This window comes from Christensenella intestinihominis (assembly GCF_001678845.1).
Taxonomy (GTDB): domain Bacteria; phylum Bacillota; class Clostridia; order Christensenellales; family Christensenellaceae; genus Christensenella; species Christensenella intestinihominis.
The window spans coordinates 89,765-115,273 of the sequence record NZ_MAIQ01000002.1 but is presented as its reverse complement, the minus strand read 5'-3'; the positions used below and the strand labels follow the sequence as shown (position 1 = coordinate 115,273).

Sequence of the window (25,509 nt, the reverse complement as noted above, 5' to 3'; positions counted from 1 at the left end):
GGGAATGGATAAGCAGATGATGAAGGGCGTATTTTTAAATGGCGTCTTCAATGAAAACCCAACGTTCCGGTTGGTGCTCGGTATGTGCCCGACCATTGCGGTCACAACCTCCGTCACCAACGCGCTCGGTATGGGCGCGGCGGTTATTTTTGTCCTGACATGCTCGAACATGCTGATTTCCCTGCTGCGGAATTTTATTCCCGACAAGGTAAGGATTCCCTGCTATGTTGTGGTAATCGCAATGTTCGTAACGGTGGTGCAGATGGTTTTGCAGGCGTTCATCCCGTCGCTTTATGAATCGCTGGGATTGTTTATTCCGCTGATCGTGGTAAACTGCATTATCCTGGCGCGCGCGGAATCGTTTGCCGCCAAGAATACGGTGATTCCATCCATGATGGACGGAATCGGCATTGGCGTCGGTTTTACCGTGGCGCTTACGATGATCGCGGCGGTGCGCGAACTGATCGGCAACGGTTCGCTGTTCGGAATTTCCGTGTTCGGTGCGGATTACCCCCCGGCGCTGATGTTCATCCTTGCGCCGGGCGGCTTCCTCGTTTTGGGACTGCTGCTTGCGCTCATCAATAAAATCGTGCTCCAGCGCGAGAAAACAAAATCAAAAGCGCCGAAGGAAGAACCGGCACAGGCAAAGGAGGTGCGTGAATAATGGATACCTTTATTCGTATTCTAACCATCCTCTTAAGCTCGATCCTGGTCAACAACTTTGTGCTTTCGCGCTTTCTCGGCATCTGCCCCTTCCTCGGGGTTTCCAAAAAGGTGGAAACGGCAGTGGGCATGGGCATGGCCGTTACGTTCGTTATGGCGATGGCGTCGCTCATCACGTGGCTCGTGCAATACTATATCCTGGTGCCGCTGGGCGTGGAATATATGCAGACAATCGCCTTTATCCTGGTGATTGCGGCGCTCGTGCAGCTCGTTGAAATGGTGCTGCAAAAGACCAGCCCCGGCCTGTACCAAAGCCTCGGGGTCTACCTGCCGCTGATTACCACCAACTGCGCGGTTCTCGGCGTCGCGATCCTTAACATTACGGAGCAGTATAACCTTGTGGAATCACTGGTGAACGGCGTGGGCGGCGCGCTCGGCTTTACGCTTGCCATCGTGCTTTTTGCAGGCATCCGCGAACGCCTCGAGCTTTCCGCGATTCCAAAGCCTTTCCAGGGATTCCCGATCGCGCTTATAACGGCGTCGCTGATGAGTGTGGCGTTTATGGGTTTCTCCGGCTTAGTGTAGGAGCACACAGTGCGGCGATCTTCCGCGCCGTCTGCATGTCCGCAGACCTCGATGAACGTCTATGTTCTATCTCGTCCTGCGAACCTTTGCCGGCGCGGTATCTCATCCACCCTGAGCGCTCCGGGAGCATAGGCAGCGCAGGCGTGCCGCAAGGTTGTCTCGTCCATGCACGCTAAAGCATAGCGGAAAAGATTTCACCCGCCCTGAGCGCTCCGGAAGCATAGGCAGCGCAGGCGTGCCGCGGGGCTGTCTCGTCCATGCACGCTAAAGCATAGTGGAAAGAGTATCCAATCCGTCCTGCGCTCCGGGAGCATGGATGGAATCCCTGCCGGATTTAAGGCGGGACTTAAACGGGTCTTAGAGCGGAACCTTGTCAGCGCATGCAGATATCGGCTATTTTGACGGCTTGCATCGACTTCCCTCGTCGGCGTATGTCTCAATACGCCTGTCTCGGGTCGCTCGTTGCGCCGCCAAACTATCTCGATCCTGCATACGCTTTTGTGCAGGGGCTTAACGGCTCTAATAAATAACTAAAAGGAAAATCAATCATGTTTGAACCGATTATCTGGTCCATCATCGTGCTCGGGGGTCTCGGCGCGGTGTTCGGAATCATGCTGGGCGTAGCGTCCAAAAAATTTGCGGTAAAGAAAGACGAACGCGTGGTTGCGGTGCGGGAGAACCTGCCCGGGGCCAACTGCGGCGGCTGCGGGTATCCGGGCTGCGACGGCCTTGCGGACGCCCTTGTGGCTGGGAAAGCGGAGGTTTCGGCCTGCGCCGTGCTTTCACAGGACGATGCGAAAAAGATCGGCGAGGTACTGGGAATCTCCGTAGGAGAGCTTGTGCCCAAGGTCGCGCGCATCATGTGCCTCGGAAGCGAAGGACACTGCAAAAACAAATTCGAATACGACGGCGCGCTCGACTGCCGCGCGGCTTACGCCATTGCGGGAGGCTTCAAGGCGTGCAAATTCGCCTGTCTTGGGCTTGGCACCTGCGCGAAGGTATGCAAGTTTGACGCGATTACCATGGGCCCGGACGGGATCGCCTTTATCGATGAAGATAAGTGCACGGGCTGCGGACGGTGTGTAGAACAATGCCCGCAAAGCTCGATTGCGGTGCTGCCCAAAAACGTGGACGTTTACGTAGGCTGCACCAATACGGGCCGCGGCCGCGAGGTCATGGAAAATTGCAGCGCGGGCTGCATTGGCTGCGGAAAGTGCGCGAATCTGTGCCCGTTCGGCGCGATTACGATGGAAAATAACCTTCCGGTGATAAATCCGGATAAGTGCAGGAGTTGCTGGCTGTGCGTGGAGCAATGTCCGCGCAAGTGTATCCTGACCACAAAATCGGACCTTAGAGCGGCGATTAACCGGCAAAAATGCGTGGGCTGCACCCTGTGCGCCAAGGCATGCCCGTTTGGCGCCATAGAAGGCGAACTCAAAATGACGCATACGGTTACGGATATTTGCCGTGGCTGCGGCCTGTGCGAGGAAGCGTGCAAGCTCGGAGCCATCACAATGGTACCGAAGTCATGATCCTCGCCTCCGCCTCGCCCCGCCGAAGGGAACTGCTGGCGCTGATTACGCCGGAATTTCGCGTGGTGGCGTCCGGTGCGGACGAAACATGCGAGATTGAAGACCCGCGTGAAATGGTGCGATTTCTCGCGGAAAAGAAAGCGCATAGTGTCGCGCGGGATTACCCGGATGAAACGGTGATCGGCGCGGATACGGTCGTGGAAGCTGGCGGCGAGGTTTTTGGGAAGCCGGCTGGCCCGGACGACGCGCGCCGTATGCTTGCGTCGCTTTCGGGAAGGGCGCATTTCGTGCATACGGGCGTATGCGTCGTACGCGAAGGCAGGAGCATTTCAAAAACATTCACCACCAAGGTGTTTTTCCGGCCGCTGGGCCAAGGAGAAACGGAGGCTTACCTGGCGGAAGAAAACGTGATGGATAAGGCGGGCGCGTATGCCATCCAGGGACCGGCCGCAAAATTCGTAACAGGTATCGAGGGTTGCTTTTTCAACGTGGTGGGCCTTCCGGTTTCAGGCCTTTATGGCATGCTTGGAGAGCTCGGCGCAATCTGATTCAATAAAGGGAAAGAGGATATCCGGGGCATCGGCTCCGGGTATTTTTTTGTGTTTTCGTTAAAAAACGTGTTATTCTGTGAATGCAAACCATCTACAGGAGGATTGAACATGAATATTTACGGTTATGCGAGGGTATCGACACGGGAGCAAAACGAAGACAGGCAGATGATTTCGCTTATGCAGTTTCCGGTAGAGCGAGAAAATATTTTTCTCGATAAGCTGAGCGGGAAGGATTTTAACCGTCCGCAGTACCGCAGGATGCTGCGCCGGCTGAGGCGGGAAGACCTTTTGGTCATCCATTCTATTGACCGGCTGGGGCGCAACTACGAAGAAATTATTGCCCAGTGGCGGATTATTACAAAGGAAAAGGGCGCGCAGGTTGTGGTGCAGGATATGCCGCTGCTTGATACGCGGCAGGGGCGGGACCTCACGGGGACCCTGATCGCGGATATCGTGCTCCAGCTTCTTTCCTACGTCGCGCAGCAGGAACGGGAAAACATCCGCCAGCGCCAGGCGGAAGGAATTGCCGCCGCAAAGCTGCGCGGAGTCCGTTTCGGACGGCCCGTAAAGCCCATCCCGGCGGAATTCCCCGACGTATATTTGTTGTGGAAGAAAAAGCATATCAGCGGCCGTGAGGCCGCGCGCAGGCTCAAGGTGACGCATGCCACGTTTTTCAAATGGGCGGGGGAAGTGGCCAACCGGTAATCCCCGGAACGCCTCCGGCCGTGCGCGTCAGCTTCATGCGGCGGCCAGCGGGTTCTATCCTTTCACAAAATATGTACGGTAATAGTCGAGGACGGCTTCCGGCGTATCGACGGAGAGATCGAATTCCCGTTCGGTCTGCCCGTTGCCGATAAAATAAATTTTCCTGCATATGGACAGTTGTTCGTATATGTTTCCGGAAATAATGCAGGAAGGAATTAAAGCCCTGCTGAGTTCGGAAATTTTTTTCAGGACAGCGGAGGCAGACGGATGGTCCAGTGTTTTTGTGGGATTGATTAAGAGCAGGACCGAAGGATTGACCATCAACTGGCGGCAGATACTGATTTCCTTGCGCATGACGCGGTCAAGGCTTGAAATATCATATTTACGCATTTTTTTTAATTCGGTTCCAAAAAATGGAAGGATAACCTCGGAGTAAATCGTCCGTATCCTTTGACGATAAATCAGGCCGAGGGGGGAATTGTATTCTTTTTGAGCGAGCAGTATGATGTTTTCAAAAAGAGAGAGATTGTCGAAAATGACGTCGCCTTCAGGAACAATGCCGATCCGTTTGGGATCGAATCCGCACGCGCCATTCAGCCGGATGGAGCCGGAATATCCGCTGCGCTGGCGCAGCAGCTTTACAATATGCCGGTTAATGATTTCATCGCGGCTCAGTATTCCTGTTACCTGGTTCCGGAAAACCGAAAACGACAATCCAAAAAGCGTACTTTCATCTGCAACACTGCAGAATTCAAAAACTTTTTCCAACGGCTCCTGCGGGCTTGGCGCCGCAAAGGGCATCGGGTCCGGCTCGCGGCCCACCATGAGGGTGCCAAGCAGGCCTTCGTCGCAGGGGGTGTGGCACACGCTTGCGATGCTCCCTTCGCGGAGGACAAAGATACGGCTGCACAATTCAGCGAGCGGGCGGGGCATATAATCTGAAATAATCAGGGAAATTCCTTTTTCGTTGATACGGTGCAGGAGCGCGGATATCTCGCCTAACTGTTCTTCCCCGAATTCCGATAAAATGCTCTCGATAATAATGATGCGTGCATTTTCCGCCACTGCCTTGGCGATCAGCACCTCCAACTGCTGGAGGCTTGAAAGCTGGTTGGCCGCCTCGTCCCCGGACAGGCCAATTTCAAGGGACGAAAGAAGCTTGCGCGCCTTGTGCCTTAAAAACCCCTCGCGGATAACGGGGCCGGGATTGCGGCCGTTTGTAAGGAAAATATTGTCGGCAACGCTCATCTCCGAAAACAATACCTCGAGCCGGTCAATACAAAAAACCCCGTGGCTCTGCGCATCGTGGTAATTCCTGAAGCTGACGGGCTTTTCGTTCAGGTAGATACGCCCCCGCGCAAGAGGCCGTATCCCGCAGAGTGTTTTAATCAGCGCGGATTTGCCGGAGCCATTCAGGCCGAGCAGGCCGACCGTTTCGCCGTCCCGCACGTTCAGCCATGCGTTATTAAGCGCAGGAAAATAATTATTTGCGGTTGTGATGTTTTCGGCGCGTAATATTTCTTTAATCATGGTACGGCCTCCCGTTCCTGCACGTCAGAGGGTGTGCAGAGCAGCGGCAGGGTAACCTCGACCTCGGTTCCAATGTTGAGCGTGCTCGCTACCGTCAGCCCATACTGGGCTCCGAACTGGAGCTGTATGCGCTGGTGGATGTTGGTGAGCCCAATTCCCGTTCCCGTAGAGGATGATTGGTGGCCGCCGCTGAGTATTTCGCCGGACGAAAGCCGCTCGTTCAGGTTGGCAAGCCTGTTTTTGGGGATGCCGCAGCCATTGTCGCTTACACGGATCACGAGCCGCGACTCGGTGGTGTAGATGTCGAGGCCAATCCGTCCGCCGGAAGGAATTAACTCAAGGCCGTGGAAAATCGAGTTTTCCACAAGGGGCTGGATCGTTAAATTGGGAAGCTGGTACTGAAGCAGCGAAAAATCGTTGGATGGATAATTCAGTTCAAATTTGAATTTCCCTGGGAAGCGGAATTCCTGGATCAGCATATAATTGCGAACGTTGTCGATCTCATCGGCAAGGGTGGCAAGGGTGCCGGGCCCCTGTATGCTGTTCCGAAACAGGTTTGAAATTGCTTCCGTGATATCCGCGATTTCCGCGATCCCGTTCTTCTCCGCGCATCCGCGGATCGACTCCAGGGTGTTGAACAGGAAATGAGGATTGATCTGGCTTTGTAAGGCGCTTAATTCGGCTTCCGTGCGGAGATATTGAAGTGTCAGTTCGCGGTTGGCAAAGGTTTGCTGGTATTCGAAAATTTCTTCCAGCATGACCTCAAGCGGAACGGAAGTTATGCGGTCATTTTCCTTGCGGTTCGGGGATATGTTCCCGTAAAGCGTGCGCAGCCTGAATTCGAGATGCATGATTGGTTTGTAAACGCTGCGGTAAAAAAACAGGACAAAAACGGCGAGGAAAATAATCGAAAGGACAAACCACAGGATATACGGGAGGGTGTCGAAGGGGAGAGGGGCGAAAGTCACGCTCGGGAAAAGGATTACGAAGGCGAGGATTGCGGAAAAAATACAGAATACGATTGCCAGCTTGCGGGAAAATATGTTTTTATGGCTGTCTGTTGTTTTCATAGTCTTCTCCTGCGTGCGGCTTAAATACCGAGGCTTCCATATCGTTTGCGGTATTCCGCGGGTGACAGGCCGACGTATCGCTTGAAAGTTTTTGAAAAATACCGGACGTTGGGAAGCCCGACGCTTTCTGCAATTTCCGAAATGCTGTAATGCACCGTTTTCAGTTTTTCCTTTGCTTTTTCGATCCGGTATTCGTTTAAATAGTCCACGAAATTAAGGCCTGTGTCGCGCTTAAAACAAATGCTGAAATAAACCGGGTTAAGATAGACCTGCTCTGCAATGTCCTTAAGTAATATTTTATCGGCGTAATGGTTTGCAATGTATTTTTTCGCGATTATGACTGCGACGTTCTCGGAGGAATCTTCAATATCGTAATACTTTTGCAGCTGCCCGGTGATGAACTCAATAAAGCATTTCCTGAAACGCCGCAGGCCGGAACAATTGTCGAGCAGGTTTTCCAGGCCCCCGGCCGCTTTCGCGCGCTCGTCTTCTTCGGCCAGGCGCATGGAAATAAGGGCATTCTGGAAGCAAGCAAGAATACCGCGGCACAATTCCCAAAAGAAAAGAGCGTTTTTGATATCGAGCAATTCAGCCTGGGTAAAGAAGGTCTGGCATTGCTGCTCGAGCGCCTTAAGGTCGAAGCATTCGATGTTTTTTTTCATCAGCCGCTGCTCGGTGATTGTAAAGACCTCGGAAGGATCGGGAAAGGAAGCGTACACTGGGTGCAGGATATGGTTGCATCCGCAGACGATGCGCTGGCGAACTGCGTTTTCGGCCCCATTTGCCGATTCGGCAAGCCCGCATGGCCCGCTCACCTCGTCTCCAAAACCGAATGAAACATCAATGGCCTCAAATTTTGCAGCGTATTTATGCAGGGAAGAAAACGCCCCGGAAACCGCATTGTTAAGGGCGTCCCTGTTTTCAGGAGCGTAATTCAGCAGGAAATAAATGCGCATTGTTTTCCCCGTATACAGCACAGTATGGCAAAAAGGAGCGGCGGCCTCGCTGATATCCGATACGATCTTCTCCTTCAGGGAGTCAACGAAGTAATCCCCTGCGCCGCTGTCCGTCCCGGAATCCACGTCGATCTTGCAGACGGCTACCCGGAACATCCCCTCTTTAAAGGCCAGCATAAAGTCACGGTTGATATCCCCGAGCGGACGGTCGAGGAGGCCCGGGTTTTCCACCAGCGTTTCCATAAATTCGCTTTGCAGGCGGCTCTGGCTGAAGGTGAGCAGGGAATTCTGCCGTTCCAGGAATTTGGCACGCTTGGAGTTTTCGCTGATTTGGGCGGCCAGCCCCTTGATCGCCGTATTGAGCTCGCTTTTTTTGATGGGCTTGAGCAGATATTCTTTCACGCCGTAGCGAATGGCATTGCGGGCGTATTCAAATTGCCTGAAGCCGCTGATGATAATAAACTGCATCTGCATGTTCTTCTGGCGGCAGCGGCGGATCAGCTCGAGGCCGTCGAAACCGGGGATGCGGATATCGGTAATTACGATATCCGGGCACACGCTGTCGATGAGCTCCTCGGCGGAAATCCCGTCCGTGGCAACACCCGCAAGCGTTACCCCGAGCGAATCCCATTCGATGAGGGATTTCAGCATTTCAATAATATAGATTTCATCATCCACAATTACAATCTTCATACCGATACCTTTCCAATGTTAAATTAAAATATGTCAAATTTTTGGGGCCTATTCACATGGCGCCTGTCAAACTTCATCTTGCCCGCGGAACAAAGGTGCGCCCACAATTGCGCTTATATTGAAATACGCTGATCTCAATCGTTTGCCGTTCTTTTAGAATTCTTTGAATAAGTCGCGTAATCAAAATAAAGAAAGACATGGAATTTCCGTAAATCATCTGTGATATTATTTCATCTTATTTTATCACATACGGGTCATATTTCGTCATTTTTTTTACAGGACATTAAAATTGTGCACAAATAATAAATATTGCCGTATTGAATGCAGCAGGAAAAATCAATATGATAAAAGCATCATCAGGGTGGCCACCCACCGATCAATCATTGAGTTGAAAAAAATAAAAGACAGACGAACGACCGGGTTACTCCATCATTGTATCAAAAAAGGGGGAATTTATATATGAGGGCGCTTTGCTATACCTGTCCGGGAACGCATCTGTACAACCTGAAACAACCGGAAACCATTTATCCCGACGATGTACTTGTACGCATTGCCTATGCGGGAATTTGCGGGTCCGACATCAACATTATGAACGGGCACGAGGATGATTTTCTCAAAATTAAAAAAGGGGATTGCTATATCCTCGGGCACGAGGCCGCAGGCTACGTTGCGGAGCTGGGGCCGAAAGCGACGGCTAAAGGACTCAAAAAAGGAGATAAGGTCGCTCTTTATTATAACCAGCATTGCGGGAAGTGCTATTACTGCCGTAACGGACAAGAGCAGTTCTGTTCCAACATGCAGTCCCGCGGAGGTTTTTTTGCAGACTACGCGGTGGTAAACGAACAGCAGGTATTCAAACTCCCGGATGATACGGATATGCGCGAGGCGGCTTTGATCGAGCCCATATCCGTCGTACAGCGCGGGATAGACCTCCTTGGGCTGCGCCCGGGGATGAAGGTTGCCGTCACGGGCGGCGGCGGAATCGGCATGCTGTTCGTTCAGTTGCTGCGCCTTGCGGGGGCGGCACGGCTGACGGTAATCGAGCCGGTTGAAGAAAAGCGCGAAATGGCCCTTAAAATGGGAGCGGACTATGTGATCGACCCCAAGAAAGAAGACGTTTTGGCGCGCAGCCTGGAAATCACGGACGGCATGGGCTTCGATGTGGTTGTGGAGTCGTCGGGAGTAGTGCCGGTCATACAGACAGCCTACGAGATTCTCGGCAGGGGCGGCACGCTCGAGCTGTTCGCGTGTTATGGGAAACAGGCCGCCTATTCCCTCGATCTCGCGTCGTTCTTTACCAAAGAGGTGAAGATTGTCGGAGTATTCCAATCGCCCTACATGTATCCGAGGGCGCTTGAACTATTCCAAAGGATCGACAAAAAACCGTTTATCAGGCATATCTTTAAACCGGAGGATTGGGAAAAGGCACTGGAAGTGCGGAAAACGGGCGTGCCGCAAAAGGTAATGTTCGATTTTACCGACGGCGGCAAGGCCTAAGAGGAAGTTTAACCCTTAGGGAATGTAAAAAATGAATTTGAAAATTGCCTTTGGCAGTAAGAACAAATAAACAAGGAGGAACAAGAAATGAAGAAGAGGATTGCATTATTGTTGGCTTGCCTGTTGGTCATCGCGGCATTGGCGGCATGCTCGGCACCGGCGGAGAACGGGAGCGCAAACGCTGCGGAAACTCCGGCGGAGAATTCACAAGCGCAGGGCGACGCGGCAAAAAGCGACGCCGGACAAAGCGCGGGAGCCGACAAAAAGGAAATCACCATCGGCCTTACGTCTAAGGACCTGACGATTCCCGCCTACACCTCGATCACCAACATCCTACAGGGAATATGTGATGAAAACGGCGTACAGCTGACGCTGGTTTCCGCATCCAACGATCCTTCCAAGATGGCGTCCCAGATCGAGAACTTTGTCCAGAACAAGGTTGACGCCATCATCATCTGCGAGGCGGTCGATCCCTCCGCGGCGAGCAGCTCCGTGAAGGAAGCGGTCGCAGCGGGCGTCCCGGTTATCGGCTACGGCGTAGAGGTTGAAGGAAACACAACAGCGCTTGTCTGCCCGAATTACGATATCGGATATGCGAGCGGCGAAATGTGCGCGGACTGGATCAAGGAAAATTATGACAGCAAGGGCAAGATCGGGATTGTCACAGGCCCGCTCGTCGCACAGTCGGCAATCGACAGGTATAACGGAGCAAAGGATGCAATCGGCAAGATGGTTCCCGACGTGGAAATCGTTGCGGAACAGCCGGCAGAGAATATAGAACAGGGCATGAAGGTCGTAGAGAATATGATCCAGGCGACCCCGGACCTTGTGGCAGTTATCTCCACCACCGGCGGCGGAGCGATGGGCGGCAGCGAAGCGCTGATCGCGGCAGGGAAAAATGACGGCAAGATCGGCGTGTTCGGTGTCGACACGACGACCGACATCCTGTCGGCAGTCAAGGACCAAAGCAATCCGCTTTTGGCGACGGTATGCGTGGGCAGCGATTCATATATGGCGAATAAGCTGTACGAGCTTTCCATGATGATCGTGAACGGCGATCCGCTCGAAGACGTTTACCTTTCCGAACTGGAAAAGCTTGACGCATCGAATATCGACGATTTCATCACAAGGGAGAACATCGCGCTTTAAGCCCCGCAGCAGCGGAGTGAGGCGGAAAATGGCGGGCGGGAGCACTTGGAGCCCGTCCGCCATAAATTCAAGGTAAAGGGGGAAAAATCGTGGGAGAGCAGGTAATTCTGGAATTTAAAAACATTACCAAAAGATATCCGGGGACGGTTGCGCTGGATGACGTCACGATCGATTTCAGGCAGGGGGAGGTCCATGCGCTGGTCGGCGAAAACGGCGCGGGAAAATCGACCCTGATTAAAACCTGCAGCGGGGCGGTCACCCCCACGAGCGGCGAGATCATCATAGACGGGAAACGGTTTGACAAGCTTTCGCCCGCGCTGTCGCAGGAAAACGGCATTGCGGTTATCTATCAGGAATTCAATCTGGTAAACGAGCTCAGCGTAGCGGAAAACGTATTCCTAGGATGCCCGATCCGCAAAGGGGTTGTTCCGGACATGAAGCGCATGGAGCAGGAAACCACAAAAATACTCAAGCGGTTCCATATGACGATGGACCCGAGGTCGCTGGTGGAAAACCTGAGCATCGGGTACCAGCAGATGGTGGAAATCACAAAGGCTATTTCCAAGAACGCAAAGATACTGGTTATGGACGAACCGACCGCGCCGCTTACAACGGCGGAGGTGGATATCCTGATGGGGATCATCGCCCAGCTGAAGGCGGAAGGCGTTACGATCGTATATATCTCGCACCGCCTGGAGGAAATATTCAGCATATCCGACCGGGTGTCCGTTCTGCGCGACGGGCAGCTGATTAAAACAATGAATACGGCGGAGACCAACCGGGAAGAACTTATCAAGCTGATGGTGGGCCGCGAACTCAAGGAGACCTTTCCCAAGCGGAAGGAAAATATTTATGGAGAGATCGTGCTGGAGGCAAAACACCTGACGGGAAATGGGGTGAAGGATATATCCTTCCATGTGCGCAAAGGCGAGATACTTGCCTTCGCGGGGATCATGGGCGCGGGCCGTACGGAGCTGGCGCAGATGATCTTCGGCATGGCGCGTCCGGAGTCGGGGGAAATCATTTTTAAAGGGGAAAAAGTACAGCCGAGGTCCCCGGCGCAGGCGGTGGATCACGGGATTGCGCTGGTGCCTGAGGACAGGAAGCAGCAGGGCGCCATCCTCGAGTTGTCCGTACAGGACAATATCACCCTGGCACAACTGCGCAGGCTTTCCAAATTAACGGTCATCGATAAACAAAAGGAAAAGAGCGTAGCGCACGAATTCAGGGAAAGCCTGAGAATCAAGACGCCGACCATGACACAGGAGGTCAACAGCCTTTCGGGGGGCAACCAGCAGAAGGTCGTACTGGCAAAATGGCTGGCGACCGAGCCCGACCTTATCATCCTGGACGAACCAACCCGCGGAATCGACGTGGGTGCAAAACATGAAATCTATATGATAATGAACGAATTGGTGGAAAACGGCAAGGCGATTATCATGATTACGTCAGAAATGGAAGAACTGATCGGCATGGCCGACCGCATGATCGTGCTGTGCGAAGGCAATATGACGGCGGAACTGACGCATGAGGATTTCGACAAGGAAAAAATTCTGCATTATGCATCGAAAACGGGGGGGAATTGATTATGAAAAACATTTCGATCGGGACAATCGCAAAAAAATACGGCGTTTTCATTGTCTTTATTATTGAGATTGTGATCTTTACATGCCTGTCGCCGACATTTTTCGATTTTTCAAACTTTACGAATATCCTGCGGCAGGTCTCCATGATCGCGATTGCGGGCGTAGGCCAGACGCTTGTACTGCTCACGGGAGGGATCGACCTGTCCATCGGCTCGCAGATCACCTTTGGAAACGTGCTTTGCGCATATATGATGGCGAAAATGGGCCTGGACCCCATACTTGCCTGCACGGTCGTGATCGTGCTCACGATTCTGATCGGCTATCTCAACGGAGCGATTATCACCAAAACGAATATGCCGCCGATGATCGCCACGATTGCCATGATGAGCATCCTGCGGGGCATTGCCTATATGATCTCGAACGGACAATCGATCATAGGCTTCCCGGAAAGCTTCCGGGGCCTCGGGCAGGGCTTTGTCGGGGGAGTCATCCCGGTTCCGGTCATTATCATGGTGGGCTGCCTGATTGTGGGATGGTTTATTCTCACTAAAACCTATTTTGGGCGATACTTCTTTGCAATCGGCGGAAACGAGACGGCCGCCGAGCTTTCAGGCATTGAGGTCAACCGCATGAAGCGCCTGGCCTATTCGATCTGCGGACTGTTCGTAGGCATTGCCGGAATCATCATGCTTTCGCGTCTCAATTCCGGTTCGCCGCTGACCGGAAAGGATTTTGAATTCGATGTACTGACCGCCGTAGTGCTTGGCGGGGTCAGCATTTCGGGCGGACGTGCAAAGATATCCAGTGTGATTATCGGCGTGCTCATCATTGGCGTACTGACGAACGGATTCGTGCTCCTCAATGTGGGCGAGTATCCGCAGTTGGTGGTAAAGGGCGTCGTATTGCTGCTGGCAGTAGGGTTCGACTGCCTTTCGAGGAACAGGGAAACCCAGAAAATCGCTTAGCGAGTATTCGCGGAAAAATTAAAACAGGAGGAAAAAATGGATTACAAGAAATTCAAAGTGGCGTTTGTGGGCGCCGGCAGTGTGGAATATGCGGAAAAGCTGGTTTACGATATTTTATCAGTGCCTGAATTCCAGCAGATAGACGTCGCGTTTACCGACATCGACGAAGAGAAACTGGAACGCTCGACGGCGCTCTGCCAGAGGGATATCGATGAAAACGGCCTGTCCATCAAAATACAGGCCACCACCGACCGTGCCGAGGCAATCAAGGACGCGAAATATGTCTTCAATATGGCGAAGGTCGGCGGACTCAAGGGATGGGAATGCGACCTGATGATTCCCCTCTCCTATGGTCTCGACCAGTGCGTGGGCGATACCCTGTGCGCGGGCGGCATCATGTATGGGCAGCGCATGATCCCACTTGTGCTCGATATATGCAGGGATATGAAGCAATACGCGCGGGACGACGCGATGTTCTTCAATGTCGCCAATCCCCTGACCATGACCACGTGGGCAGCGGCCAAGTACGGAAAGGTTCCGGCAATCGGCATGTGCCACGGCGTGGGAATCGGCCACAGGCAGTTTGCAAGCGTATACCATATGCCGGTGGAAGATATTTACATTACCTGCCTTGGAGTAAACCACATGGGCTTCTATACCGACGTGTGGACGACAGACCGGGAAACCGGAAGGCATAAGGACCTGATCCCGGGGCTTGCGGACGCCTATGCCGCGCATCCCAAATACAGCGAAATGGAAAAGGCGCGCCGTGATATGCTTGACTGGTTCGGGGCGTACAACACCGAACAGAACGGCCATACTACGGACCTGGTGCCGTGGTACCGGACCAACCCGAAGCTCCTTGCCGACTGGGTCAGCTATGTACACTGCTTTGCGGGCGAAACGAACGGCTATTACGGGATGTCCGAACTGGAGCAGGAGCTTTCCGCCAAGAACTACGAGCTGAGGATGAAGTCGCCCGGCCTCATTTTCGATGCGGGCAAACGGTCGCATGAACACGCATCCTTCCTGATGGAGGGCATGGAACTCAACCGGATATACCGCGGGCACATCAACGTCGTGAATAACGGATCGATCAAGAATATTATGGACGAAGCGATTGTCGAAGTGCCGTGCTATGCGGATATCCACGGGATCAACGTTCCGGTTTACGGGGAGATGGACGACGCGCAGGTCGAAGTAATCAACCGGCTTGTTACGGTCAATAAGCTTGCGACGGACGCCTCCTGCACGGGCAACGTAAAAAAGCTTTACCAGGCGATGCTGCTTGATCCGCTTACAGGCGCGGCGCTTGACCCGCGGCAAATCCGCCAGATGACGGACGAGATGCTTGTTGCCGAAGAACAATGGCTTCCGCAGTTCAAGGATGGCATTGCACAGGCCAAAATGCGGCTCGAACAGTCGAAGAAAGACGGGACCTATTTCCCTACGGATAAAAATTATAAAGGCGGAGCAGTCCGCAGTATTCCATACGAAATGTACGAAGAATAGAATCTCTCGCGGCAGAGGACTTGGGCGACGTTTTTCGCCGCCCGGGCGCCTGCCATGAAAGGAGCAGACAAATGCTGAAAAACAGGAAACACGACCATATCGGGCTGGCAACAGACGACATTGACGCCACCGTCGCCTGGTATACAGAGGTACTTGGGTTTGAACTGTACGGGGAATGTATTGCGCCGGACGGCACGCCGTGCAAATTCCTGCGCGGAAACGGGATCAACTATGAAGTGTTCCAGCCGGTATCGGGAGTCGGAGAAAGCGTCAGGGGAAAGATCGACCATATTTCGTTCGTTTCCGACGACATCGAAAAGGATTACGAATACAGCGTGAAGATGGGCTATCCGTGTACGACCGGCGGAATACAGGACATGGAGTCCGCATGGGAAAACGGATGCAGGTATTTCAAAATCAAATCGCCCACCGGCGAGGAGATTGAATTTGACCAGATTCTGTGACGGCAGGGGAGGAAAGGCAATGCAAAGGACTGTAGTAGTGACCGGCGCCGCAAGCGGCATCGGGAAAGCGGTTGCAAAGGCGTTCCTTGCCCTTGGGGACATCGTGGTCGCCACGGATGCAAACAAGGAATTGCTCGGGGAAACGGCGCGGGCGCTTGCGGAGCAATATGGAGACGGCAAAGTGCGCGCCGTCCCGTCCGACATTTCACGGGAGGAAAGCGTGAAGGAACTGGCCGCAAAGACGGGAGGCTGCGACGTATTGGTAAACTGTGCGGGCGTATTCCGCGGGGGAAAGCTGCACGAAGCGGCAAAAGAGGATTTTGATATCCAGTTTGACGTCAATGTCCGCGGGATATTTTATATGATGCGCGCCCTGCTTCCGGGTATGATCGAAAAAGGGAAGGGCGCAGTCGTAAATATTGCGTCAATTTCAGGTATGCGGGGGGACTACAACGCGCCCCTTTACTGTGCAAGCAAGGCCGCGGTTATCAACCTGACTCGTTCGGCGGCGCTCGACTATGCCGGGGAGGGGATACGCATTAACTGTATTTCGCCCTCGGCGACGAAGACGCCGATGTTTTTAAACGGCACGGGCGAAGACGTTATGTCGGCCTTCCTTGCCGCCCTGCCCGACCATGTGCTCGGGGAGCCTTCCCAGATTGCAGAAGCGGCGGTCTTTCTGGCTTCGGACGCGGCAGGACATATCACCGGCCAGAACCTGTCTGTGGACGGGGGACTCTCGGCCTGGAACGGACAGCCGAAACAGGAAAAAGGAGAAATCTGACCGAAGCGATAAAATCAAGGGGATGGGCCCGCAGATGTGAATCTTTCCGGAAAACCGGGAGGACACGGATGCGGGCCCGTTTGCGTATCTGCATGTTCCATAGCCTAATTGTTACAAAAAGTTTACTTCGCAATATGACAAACCCTCCGCGTTTATGGTATAATTGAAAAAATTATGGATGCGCGGACGGGCTTTGCCCGCAAGGAAGCAAAAGGCGCGTCCGGTAACTACGAAAGGCAGACGGTTGTGGGCATATTCAGGAACAAACCGCTGGTCATAACGATCATTATTATTATCGTTCTTGTGATCCTGTTGGTTGCGAGCAGCAGCAACGGCGCTATTTCACAAAGCGCAGGGCAGGCGGGCGGCATCTTTTCGCCGGTGCAGGAGTTTTTCTATCAGGTATCGTCGGGGATCGGCGGCTTTTTTGACGGCCTTGTCAACAAGGACGACCAGGAGCAGAAGAACCAGGAGCTCCAGAGCGAGCTTGAAGTATTTAAAAGCAAATCCCGCGAATATGAGGAACTGAAAAAGGAAAACGAGCGGCTTGCCGATCTTCTCGAATACAAACAGAATAATACTAACCAGGAGCTTATGCTTGCGCGGATTACCGGGAAAAACCCCGGCAACTGGTTTGATGTGTTTACAATCAACCTTGGCCGGGCGGACGGGGTGAAGGAAAACATGCCGGTGATTACGGCGGACGGCCTTGTCGGCCGGATTGAGGAGGTAAACCTCAATTCTTCCAAGGTAATGGCGATTATCGACGCGCGCAGCAGCCTTTCCTCCATTATGGAGCGTACGCGCGAGCAGGCGATCGTCAAGGGCGCAATTTCCAATAATTCACTCGACGATTCCCTGTATATTACGTTCCTGCCCCTTGACGCGGATATTATGGAGGGCGATAAAATTATCACCTCCGGCCTTGACGGCGTTTATCCCAAGGGTTTCTTGATCGGCGAGGTCGCATCTTCCTCCGATACGGAAGCGGAGGGGAAAAACGTAAGGATTGAACCGGCGGTGGATTTCCGCAGGCTGGAAGAGGTGTTTGTGGTAACCTCGATGGACGGCGAAGAAACGGGAACAATTTCCGCGGCCAATGAGGTCATCGGCAGCGCAACGGTCGGCGAGGCTGCGAAGCCTGCCCCGTCCTCGCAGCCGGAAGACAGCGCGCAGCCGCAGGAGTAATGGCATGAGATATGTGGTTTTTGTCCTGCTGGGCGTCCTCAGTACGATTTTGTCGGGCACGGTGTTCAGTACATCGTTCGACCTTGCGGGCCTCGGCATCCAGGTCGATATTGTATTGCTGATTGTGCTCGCGCTCGTACTGGTTGAAAAAAGCATAACGCCTATTATTTTCGCGGCGGCGGCAGGATTGTTGATGGACATGATGTTTTCCACGACGCTGGGGATGTACGCGCTTTCCTATACGATTGCCGCGGCGGTAGCAAGCATTGCGGCGCACAGGATGGAGAAATTCAATTCGCTTCATATTTTCATTGTTGGCGCGGGCGGCTATATGATTAAGGAATTGGTAATGGCGCTGATTGTGTTTGCACAGGGCGCGCGCCAGTTTGATTTGGGGGCGATTTTCCTGCGGGACATGCTTCCGTCCGCCGCTTTCAGCGGTGCGCTTCTTCTCCTGGTCTACCTGCTGGTTTCCCTTTTGTACAGGAACACATGGATGCGCCCGCGTATGTCGTCCCATTTTTTGGACGAGCTTTAAGTGAGGAAAAAACAGGATGTTTAAAAAATTAAAAAACAGGTTTTTCGTTATCATGGCGATTACACTTGTGGCTTTTATAGCGCTTGGCGCGGGGCTTGGGAACCTGACGCTGACGCAGGGCGGCGAGCTTTCCACCCAGTCCGAAAGCAAAAAAATCAGGTCGCTGACCCTCAAGGGCTCGCGCGGGCAAATCACCGATATTACGGGAATTCCGCTCGCCTACGACCAGAGCAGCTATGATATACAGTTCCTGCGGGACCCCACCCGGAACAGCACGACGGATAAAGCATATTATACAAGCGTACTTTCCGAAGCCATCGCCCTCATTGAGCAGGGCGGCGGCACGACGATCGATACGTTTAATATCGTACGCAACGAAGACGGCACCTTCGGATATGATTTTGGCATCACCAATGAACAGGATATCGAGAAGCGCAGGGTAAACTGGTGCAAGAATATGTTCGTGTCGGACGAGGCGTCCCCGGACGCGATTTACCGCGATCTGCGCATCCGTTACCGTATTCCCGAAGAATATACCTACGAACAGGCGCGCAAGCTTCTTTCGATCTGGCAGGAGGTACAGCTTTCGTCTTACCGTTCCTATGTTCCCGTTACCATCAGCGAGGATGTGAATATGGATACGGTGGCGCTGATCGAAGGGAAATCCGACCAGCTCGACGGAATCCAGGTCGGCGAAAGCTCGATCCGCATCTATCCCAAGGACGAAGTGGCGGCGCATATCGTCGGCTATCTCGGCAAAATGACCGATGAGGAAACGATCAAGGATTATGAAGACAAGGGATATTCCCAGAACGACCTGATCGGCGCGGCAGGTATTGAGAGCACAATGGAACAATACCTCACGGGCAATTCAAGGGAAAAGCAGGGAACCCGCGTCGTAGAGGTCAACAGCAGGGGCAAGGTAATCAACGAGCGGTCCTACACCGCCCCCACGGATGGTTATAATGTCCGCCTGACGCTTGATTTACAGCTGCAGCAGGTGGTGGAACAGGCGCTCGAGGACAACGTCAACCTGGTGCACGACGAACAGGTGCAGCAGTATAACGAGGCGAAGCCCGAGGATTATGACGACAACGAAGATGTGCAGAACACCCTCAAAAGCCGTGAGGGGAACTCCACCCTTGAAAAAATGAACCTGGCAAAGTCCGGCGCGGCGGTGGTGCTCGACGTCAACACAGGCCGGGTGCTTTCCATGGCAAGTTATCCGTCCTATGACGCGAACCTGTTTACGGGCGGTATTTCCACCGAAGAAATGCAGGCGTTAAACGACGATCCGGCCAAGCCGCTTTTCAATAACGCAATCTCCTCCAAGGGAATTCCCGGCTCCATCTTCAAGATGGTTACGGGCATGGCGGGCCTCGCGGAGGGCGCGATCAACCTCGATACGCGCATCACAGACGAGGGCGCATACCCGCTTACCGACGACGAACGCAAGGAAGAACAGATTACGGGACATATCCCCGCGTGCTGGGCTTACCCGGACGGCCCGTGGCATAACCATGCGGACCAGAGCGTGGCGGACGGCCTTAAGAACAGCTGTAACTTTTTCTTTTACCGCACCGCGGACCTGCTCGCGCAGACAACGGGCAGCACGGACACCCTGTCCCAGTGGGGCGAGAAATTCGGGCTGACGTCGTCTACCGGAATTGAACTGACGGGCGAGGTGGTCGGCCAGGTCGGCAACCAGAGCGTGCTCTACGACCCCACCAAGCCGATTTCCACCATAAATTCGGAGGGCGTGGAGGTCACCGCGCAAAAAACGTCCCTGCCCCTTTTGATCCGCAATACGCTGATGAATTACCTGCGCGGATGCGGGGAAAAGCTGAGCGTGGAATATACGGACGAGCAGCTCAAAAAGACGGCGGAGCGCCTGATCGAGGAAGCGGGCAAGGACCTCACGAATTACGAAATTGGTGAACAGATCAGGGATATCCTGTATGAAGAGCTCCAGATTTCACAGACCTATTCCAAGACAGTCGGTTTTGACAATGATATCAACGGCTACCTCTCCGAACTGCGGTGGAATAAGCGGCAGACGATCATTACCGGAATCGGCTCGGGTACCACGGCGGTAACGCCGGTTGCGGTCGCGCGGTATATCGCGGCGGTCGCCAACGGCGGCTCGGTGTATGAGACGCACATTGTGGACAGTATTGTCGACAACGACGGCAATGTGATCGAGCAGCGGGAGCCGGTGGTATTCAACCGGATCGACGCAAGCGATTCCTATTTCAACGCCATTCAGGAGGGCATGACTCAGATGGTTTCGGAACAGGCGAACTCGACCACGTCGATTTTCAACGGGTGGAAATACGAAAACCAGATTGCGGGCAAAACGGGTACCGGTACGGTTTCCAATATCGACCTGGAAAATAACGCGTGGTTCGTGGCGTATGCGCCGCGCGAGGACCCTGAAATCGCGGTTGTTATCTATATTCCGAACGGCATCGGCGGCTCGCATGCAGAGCCGGCGGCAAAGGAAATTATCGAATATTACCTCGACGGGAAAACCGAGGAAACGGGCACGGTGCTTCCGTCGGAAAATACGCTGGTTCCTTAACGGTCCCGGATGAATGAACATTTGCGCACGGCCTGCGAATCATGTATAATATATTTCGTGGCGCGTGCGGCCGTAAGGGCCGCGGCCGAGGGAATAAGCGGGAGGTTTTACCATGCAGGGCATCATTACGTTTAAAGGAAAAGAAAAGGGACTGGAAATCTATTTGGATGAACGGTCTACCTATCCTGTCCTGCGTGAAGAGCTGATGGAAAAACTGAAAAAGAACCAGGATTTTTTCAGGGACAGCGAAACCAGGGTTATTATCCGCGGCAAAAAGCTTTCGGAAGCGCAGCGCAAAGAGCTGCGGCGCGTATTTGCGATGGATTTTGGCATCCGCGATGTGATATACGGCGACGAGGCGGATTTGATGCGCGAAGCGGAGCTTAAAATCGAAAAGCCCCCGGAGGCGGCGCATCCGGCCGCCAGGGACGAATACACGGACGAGGTGGAGCTTGTGTCCAACGCGTATTTTGACGCACAATCGATTTTTTTGAATAATACGGTACGCAGCGGCCAGCGCATTGAATGCGAGGGCGATATCGTCGTCATCGGCGACGTCAACCCGGGCGGGGAGGTAATCGCCGGGGGCAGCATTGCGGTGTTCGGGCGGCTGCGCGGGCTTGCGCATGCGGGCTGCGCGGGGCGCAAGGACGTATGTGTCGCCGCTGTGAATATGTGCCCCAAACAGCTTCGGCTTTCCGGCCGCGTCGTTACGTTCCCGGGGGAGCGCGAGGAAGTGCACGGGCCTGAAGTCGCGGAGCTGCGCGACGGCAAGGTGGTCATACGCCCCGTAAGCGTTAAATAGCCGGGCGGCGTTTGAGGTGTTGTTGATTCGGAAGTATTATATATGAGAGGGATTTTGGTATATGGAAAACGTAATTGTGATTACATCCGGCAAGGGCGGGGTCGGTAAGACAACCTCGACTGCGAATCTTGGAACGGGCCTTGCAATGCAGGGCAAGAAGGTGGTGCTCGTAGATACGGACATCGGGCTTCGCAACCTCGACGTGGTGCTCGGCCTTGAAAACAGGATTGTATATGACCTTGTGGATGTGGTGGAAGGGACCTGCAAATTAAAACAGGCCCTGATTAAGGATAAACGTTACGAGGGGCTGTACCTGCTGCCCGCGGCACAGACAAGAAATAAAATGGCGGTAGCGCCCGAACAGATGAAGGAACTGGTTGCCGAGCTGGAACAGGAATTCGATTATGTGCTGATCGATTGCCCGGCAGGCATCGAGCGCGGATTCAAAAATGCGGTGGCAGGCGCAAAATCGGCGATTGTTGTGACGGTTCCGGAGGTTTCCTCCGTCCGCGACGCGGACCGGATTATCGGCCTTTTATCGGCCAACGGAATTGAAGACGTGCGGCTCCTTATCAACCGCCTGCGCCCGGACCTTGTGCGCAAGGGCGATATGCTTGCGATTGACGATACGCTTGAAATCCTGGGGATAGACCTCATTGGCGTGATCCCGGAGGATGAAATGATTTTCCGTTCCTCCAACCTTGGGGAACCGGCGGTGACGGATAATACCTCCCTTGCGGGAGAAGCATACCGCAACGTTACAAAGCGCATTTTGGGCGAGGATGTCCCCATGCTTGACCTCGAGCAGAAAGCGGGATTCTTCGGCCGGATCAAGCGGTTGTTTTCAAAATAAGCGGGGGGATTTGACATGGGATGGTTTTTTAATAAAAAGAAGAGCAGCCAGGTTGCAAAAGACCGGCTTAAGCTCGTCCTGATTTATGACCGTGCGGGAACGACCTCGAACGACGATATGATAAACATGATTAAAAAAGATATCATGGCGGTTATCTCAAAATACGTTGAGATTGACGAATCGGAATTTGAGATTGATTTCAAAAACGTGCAGAATGAGGAAGAGGAAGGTGTATCTTCACAGCTTGCGATGAATATTCCCATTAAGAAGATCAAGCAGATGGTGAAGAACGCCGGAAAATGACTTTTGCATCATCCGGACTCCCCCTTTGTGGCGGGGGCGGAGAATGTGTGTAAAAACCGTGCCTGGAAGGAAACGGGCGGCATGTTGCCGCCGCGCCGGACGCGCCGCAAAGCGGGGCGGCGGCCTTGCATGCACGGTTTTTGTTACAATGCAGGAAATATGGAGCGTATATGAGGGGAAAACTGGTCAATAAAAACATGTGGAAATATGTGGACTGGTTCCTGGTCGCGATCATTGTGATCCTGGTCGGGTACAGTTTGCTTTCCATCCTAAACGCAACTGCGTCCCCGTTTACGGGCGATGAAAGTACATTCTCGGAATTCCTGGCAAACCTGGACCTGAGCACCGCGGGCTGGCAGCTCATTTTCTTCCTGGTTGGCCTCGGGTGTATGTTCTTTGTAATGCTTCTGGATTATCATGCCCTTTCCCATTTTATAGAGTGGATTTACTGGATTTGTATTGCATTGCTGGTGGCGGTGCTTTTCCTCGGGAGCACGCAAAACGGTACTTCCGGCTGGTTTATGATCGGCAGCCGCGGCTTCCAGCCGGCCGAGGTATGCAAAATACTGATTATTATTGTGCTCGCCAAAATTTTCTCCGATAAGACGGAAGACAATGAAGACGGCATCCAGACCTTTGGCGACCTGTTTCCCGTTTTGTGGCGGATGCTGCTCCCGGTTATACTGATTGCACTCCAGCCGGACTTTGGTACGGCGGTCGTATATGTATTCATTTTTGTGGTTATGCTGTTCATGGCAAAGCCAAGCTGGAAGGTTGTTTTGTGGCTGCTGGCGATTGCCGGTGTGCTGGTCGGCGTTTTCCTTTTGTATATTTCCACGACAGGAAATTATCAATGGACGCGCCTGCTCTCCTTTTTCAGCCCGGATGCGCAGGCCGTGCAGGACGCGGACGCGACGATGCAGATGGACCAGGCAAAGCTGGCGATCGGTTCCGGACAGTTTTTCGGCAAAGGGCTCTTTACGCCCGGCTCGCTTTCCCAGCTCGGTTATGTGCCGGAAAGCCACAACGATTTTATTTTTGCGGTTACGGTGGAAGCCTTTGGCTTCCTTGGCGGCCTTGTGCTCATCATACTGTATTTCCTGCTGATCGGGCGTACGTTTATGCTTTCCCTGCGCACGCGGGATGATTTCGGGGCCTATATCATTATCGGCGTCGCGGCCATGATGCTCTTCCATGTTGTGGAAAACATTGGCATGAACGTCGGGATTTTGCCGGTCACGGGGATTCCACTCCCCTTCTTCTCCTATGGCGGTTCGAGCATGGTGACGAACTGCATTGCCATTGGTATGGTAATCAGCGTGGATATGCGGCGGCAGAGGTGGCAGGGGCAGTGATCCGCAGCACGACCTTCTTGTTCCTTCCCGCCTAAAGGACGGGAAGTTCACTGAACGGGCGGCAGCGGATCATATCCCCGTGAAACCCGCTTGCTCCGCGCCGCTGGGCTTTCACGGAGGCCCCGGAAGGTGCACACCCTTTGTGCTCCGTTCCGTCCATGCGGCCGGAAACGTCGCTTTTTTGGGCGGCATCGCCTACCCCCCGCGAAACCCGCCCGCTTCGCTCTGCTGGGCTTTCGCAGGGGACCCGGAAGGGCACGCCCTGCTTGTTCCTTCCCGCCTAAAGAGCGGGAAGTTCACTGAACGGGCGGCATCGCCTACCCCCGTGAAACCCGCCTGCCCTGCGCCGCTGGGCTTTCACGGGGGCCTTGGAACAAACACCTGCATACCCGTCGACCCATCGGAATCATTTAAAAAATAGTAAAAATATATAACCAAAATAGTGTTTAGTCCCGCCGGATGGTCTTTGTCCGGTAAAATTTTAGTAAAAATTTGTTTTGCTATTGACGCGGGCTTCATTAAACGTTATCATTATTAATAATAAGTCCTAATATTAAATATAGGCGAAAGGGGAGCGGAAATGAAAATTATTTTATTCACCGGCCTGGGGTTCCTATTCTTGGCCTTGGGCGCAATCGGCCTGTTCCTCCCCTTGCTCCCCACAACTCCTTTCGTCCTGCTTTCTGCCGCCTGTTTTTCCGGTTCGCCCCGCTTTCGGTCGCGAATTATGAAAATCGGTTTTTTCAGGGAGCATATGGAAAACTATTCCAAACGAAACGGCCTTTCCAAAAAAACGACCGCAATTAGCCTGGTTTTTTTATGGGGTATGCTTTTGCTTTCTATGCTGTTGCTCCGGCGGGAGTGGACGTTCGTACTGCTTTCGGCTGTCGGCGCGGCGGTGTCGGTCCATATCCTGTGGATGGCCAGGAAAAAACGAAACGGGGAGTGCGGTGGATGAAACGGGTATTTGGGCTTTTTGAAGCGGTATTTGATCTATGCTACCTCGCGGCGGCGCTTTTGATGGGCGCCTGGCTTTTGCTTTCATCTCCGCCCGGCGGGCCGGGCTGGGTAGCGGGAATTATGGCGTTGGTGCTTGCGGGCGGCGACGCTTTCCATCTCCTGCCCCGAATTGCCGTTATTTTTACCGGGGACGAAGAAACGTACCGTCCGGCACTCGGGCGGGGCAAACAGGTCACATCCATCACTATGACGGTCTTTTACCTTTTGCTGTGGCAGATCGGCCTGATGTTCTTTTCGCTGCCGGAGGGCTGGACGGTTGCCGTGTACCTGCTGGCAGGGGTGCGTATTGCGTTGTGCCTTTTGCCGCAAAACCGCTGGCAGGACCGCTATCCTCCCGTTTTTTGGGGAATCCTGCGCAACATTCCTTTTTTCCTGCTGGGGGCTTTTACGGCGGTTTTCTTTTTCCTGAACCGGAACGTGCTCGAAAGCCTCGGGTGGATATGGCTGGCGGTTCTTCTCAGCTTTGTATTTTATTTCCCGGTGGTGCTGTGGTCCCGCCGTAATCCCAAAATCGGGATGCTGATGCTTCCGAAAACCTGCGCTTACCAGTGGATGCTGGCCATGTGCCTGTCTCTTTGACGGCGGTGCAAGCCGTGAATACATGGCTTACAAAAGCATGAAGCT

General features: G+C 53.5%; 24 protein-coding genes. 21 read left to right on the top strand and 3 right to left on the bottom strand.

Going from position 1 to position 25,509, the window contains the following annotated elements:
- Positions 1 to 4 precede the first annotated feature (4 nt).
- The 5 genes from rsxE to BBD38_RS03230 all read left to right on the top strand — a co-directional run bounded on the left by rsxE (position 5) and on the right by BBD38_RS03230 (position 4,036).
- Entirely contained in the window at positions 5 to 664 is a 660-nt protein-coding gene (gene rsxE / locus BBD38_RS03250; RefSeq protein WP_235829086.1) for an electron transport complex subunit RsxE, read from the top strand.
- On the top strand, positions 664 to 1,248 hold the full coding sequence (gene rsxA / locus BBD38_RS03245; RefSeq protein ID WP_066684471.1) for an electron transport complex subunit RsxA: 585 nt from the start codon (positions 664 to 666) through the stop codon (positions 1,246 to 1,248). The genes rsxE and rsxA overlap by 1 nt, the downstream gene beginning before the upstream one ends.
- Before the next feature lie 548 nt (positions 1,249 to 1,796).
- Entirely contained in the window at positions 1,797 to 2,780 is a 984-nt protein-coding gene (locus tag BBD38_RS03240) for a 4Fe-4S binding protein (protein WP_066684469.1), read from the top strand.
- On the top strand, positions 2,741 to 3,328 hold the full coding sequence (locus BBD38_RS03235; RefSeq protein WP_235829085.1) for a Maf family protein: 588 nt from the start codon (positions 2,741 to 2,743) through the stop codon (positions 3,326 to 3,328). Before BBD38_RS03240 ends, BBD38_RS03235 begins: the two co-directional genes overlap by 40 nt.
- A 111-nt stretch (positions 3,329 to 3,439) precedes the next feature.
- Entirely contained in the window at positions 3,440 to 4,036 is a 597-nt protein-coding gene (locus tag BBD38_RS03230) for a recombinase family protein (protein WP_066684464.1), read from the top strand.
- Positions 4,037 to 4,090: 54 nt separating this feature from the next.
- Here BBD38_RS03230 and BBD38_RS03225 read toward each other — a convergent pair whose 3' ends face one another.
- Genes BBD38_RS03225 through BBD38_RS03215 form a run of 3 tightly spaced genes read right to left on the bottom strand, consistent with a single transcriptional unit; the run spans position 4,091 to position 8,285 of the window.
- Positions 4,091 to 5,566 carry an ATP-binding cassette domain-containing protein gene (locus BBD38_RS03225; protein WP_066684463.1) on the bottom strand — a complete coding sequence of 492 codons (1,476 nt, stop codon included), beginning with the start codon at positions 5,564 to 5,566 and terminating at the stop codon, positions 4,091 to 4,093.
- Positions 5,563 to 6,636: a sensor histidine kinase gene (locus BBD38_RS03220; protein WP_066684461.1), complete on the bottom strand. Its 1,074-nt coding sequence runs from the start codon at positions 6,634 to 6,636 to the stop codon at positions 5,563 to 5,565. Before BBD38_RS03220 ends, BBD38_RS03225 begins: the two co-directional genes overlap by 4 nt.
- Positions 6,637 to 6,656: 20 nt before the next feature.
- Positions 6,657 to 8,285 (bottom strand): response regulator transcription factor, encoded by a 1,629-nt coding sequence (locus tag BBD38_RS03215; RefSeq protein ID WP_066684459.1) that lies wholly within the window; start codon positions 8,283 to 8,285, stop codon positions 6,657 to 6,659.
- Between the two features lie 459 nt (positions 8,286 to 8,744).
- Between BBD38_RS03215 and BBD38_RS03210 the strand changes: the two genes are divergently transcribed.
- The 16 genes from BBD38_RS03210 to BBD38_RS03130 all read left to right on the top strand — a co-directional run bounded on the left by BBD38_RS03210 (position 8,745) and on the right by BBD38_RS03130 (position 25,464).
- The gene (locus BBD38_RS03210) at positions 8,745 to 9,782 is read left to right on the top strand and encodes an alcohol dehydrogenase catalytic domain-containing protein (protein WP_066684457.1); all 1,038 of its coding nucleotides are present in this window, start codon (positions 8,745 to 8,747) and stop codon (positions 9,780 to 9,782) included.
- A gap of 87 nt (positions 9,783 to 9,869) precedes the next feature.
- On the top strand, positions 9,870 to 10,931 hold the full coding sequence (locus BBD38_RS03205; protein ID WP_066684454.1) for a sugar ABC transporter substrate-binding protein: 1,062 nt from the start codon (positions 9,870 to 9,872) through the stop codon (positions 10,929 to 10,931).
- Positions 10,932 to 11,020: 89 nt separating this feature from the next.
- Complete coding sequence (locus BBD38_RS03200; RefSeq protein ID WP_066684451.1) at positions 11,021 to 12,517, top strand: sugar ABC transporter ATP-binding protein; 1,497 nt, start codon at positions 11,021 to 11,023, stop codon at positions 12,515 to 12,517.
- Between the two features lie 2 nt (positions 12,518 to 12,519).
- Positions 12,520 to 13,482, top strand: a complete 963-nt coding sequence (locus BBD38_RS03195; protein WP_066684449.1) for an ABC transporter permease — start codon at positions 12,520 to 12,522, stop codon at positions 13,480 to 13,482.
- 36 nt (positions 13,483 to 13,518) lie between these two features.
- Positions 13,519 to 14,994, top strand: a complete 1,476-nt coding sequence (locus BBD38_RS03190) for a family 4 glycosyl hydrolase (RefSeq protein WP_066684447.1) — start codon at positions 13,519 to 13,521, stop codon at positions 14,992 to 14,994.
- A gap of 71 nt (positions 14,995 to 15,065) precedes the next feature.
- On the top strand, positions 15,066 to 15,458 hold the full coding sequence (locus BBD38_RS03185; protein WP_066684445.1) for a VOC family protein: 393 nt from the start codon (positions 15,066 to 15,068) through the stop codon (positions 15,456 to 15,458).
- Positions 15,459 to 15,477: 19 nt separating this feature from the next.
- On the top strand, positions 15,478 to 16,242 hold the full coding sequence (locus BBD38_RS03180; RefSeq protein WP_066684444.1) for an SDR family NAD(P)-dependent oxidoreductase: 765 nt from the start codon (positions 15,478 to 15,480) through the stop codon (positions 16,240 to 16,242).
- 174 nt (positions 16,243 to 16,416) lie between these two features.
- Positions 16,417 to 17,430, top strand: a complete 1,014-nt coding sequence (gene mreC, locus BBD38_RS03175; RefSeq protein WP_066684442.1) for a rod shape-determining protein MreC — start codon at positions 16,417 to 16,419, stop codon at positions 17,428 to 17,430.
- A 4-nt stretch (positions 17,431 to 17,434) separates the two neighbouring features.
- Positions 17,435 to 17,968, top strand: coding sequence for a rod shape-determining protein MreD (gene mreD / locus BBD38_RS03170; protein WP_066684440.1), 534 nt, complete (start codon positions 17,435 to 17,437; stop codon positions 17,966 to 17,968).
- Between the two features lie 16 nt (positions 17,969 to 17,984).
- On the top strand, positions 17,985 to 20,549 hold the full coding sequence (locus BBD38_RS03165) for a penicillin-binding transpeptidase domain-containing protein (RefSeq protein WP_066684437.1): 2,565 nt from the start codon (positions 17,985 to 17,987) through the stop codon (positions 20,547 to 20,549).
- Positions 20,550 to 20,661: 112 nt separating this feature from the next.
- Positions 20,662 to 21,354, top strand: a complete 693-nt coding sequence (minC, locus tag BBD38_RS03160) for a septum site-determining protein MinC (protein ID WP_066684434.1) — start codon at positions 20,662 to 20,664, stop codon at positions 21,352 to 21,354.
- 61 nt (positions 21,355 to 21,415) lie between these two features.
- Positions 21,416 to 22,207 (top strand): septum site-determining protein MinD, encoded by a 792-nt coding sequence (gene minD, locus BBD38_RS03155; RefSeq protein ID WP_066684431.1) that lies wholly within the window; start codon positions 21,416 to 21,418, stop codon positions 22,205 to 22,207.
- A 15-nt stretch (positions 22,208 to 22,222) separates the two neighbouring features.
- The gene (gene minE / locus BBD38_RS03150) at positions 22,223 to 22,510 is read left to right on the top strand and encodes a cell division topological specificity factor MinE (protein WP_066684428.1); all 288 of its coding nucleotides are present in this window, start codon (positions 22,223 to 22,225) and stop codon (positions 22,508 to 22,510) included.
- A 170-nt stretch (positions 22,511 to 22,680) separates the two neighbouring features.
- On the top strand, positions 22,681 to 23,865 hold the full coding sequence (gene rodA, locus BBD38_RS03145) for a rod shape-determining protein RodA (protein WP_066684425.1): 1,185 nt from the start codon (positions 22,681 to 22,683) through the stop codon (positions 23,863 to 23,865).
- Positions 23,866 to 24,445: 580 nt separating this feature from the next.
- A complete protein-coding gene (locus BBD38_RS03135; protein ID WP_066684419.1) occupies positions 24,446 to 24,823 on the top strand; it encodes a YbaN family protein in 378 nt (125 codons plus the stop codon).
- Positions 24,820 to 25,464: a hypothetical protein gene (locus BBD38_RS03130; protein WP_066684416.1), complete on the top strand. Its 645-nt coding sequence runs from the start codon at positions 24,820 to 24,822 to the stop codon at positions 25,462 to 25,464. The genes BBD38_RS03135 and BBD38_RS03130 overlap by 4 nt, the downstream gene beginning before the upstream one ends.
- The last annotated feature ends 45 nt before the right edge of the window (positions 25,465 to 25,509 follow it).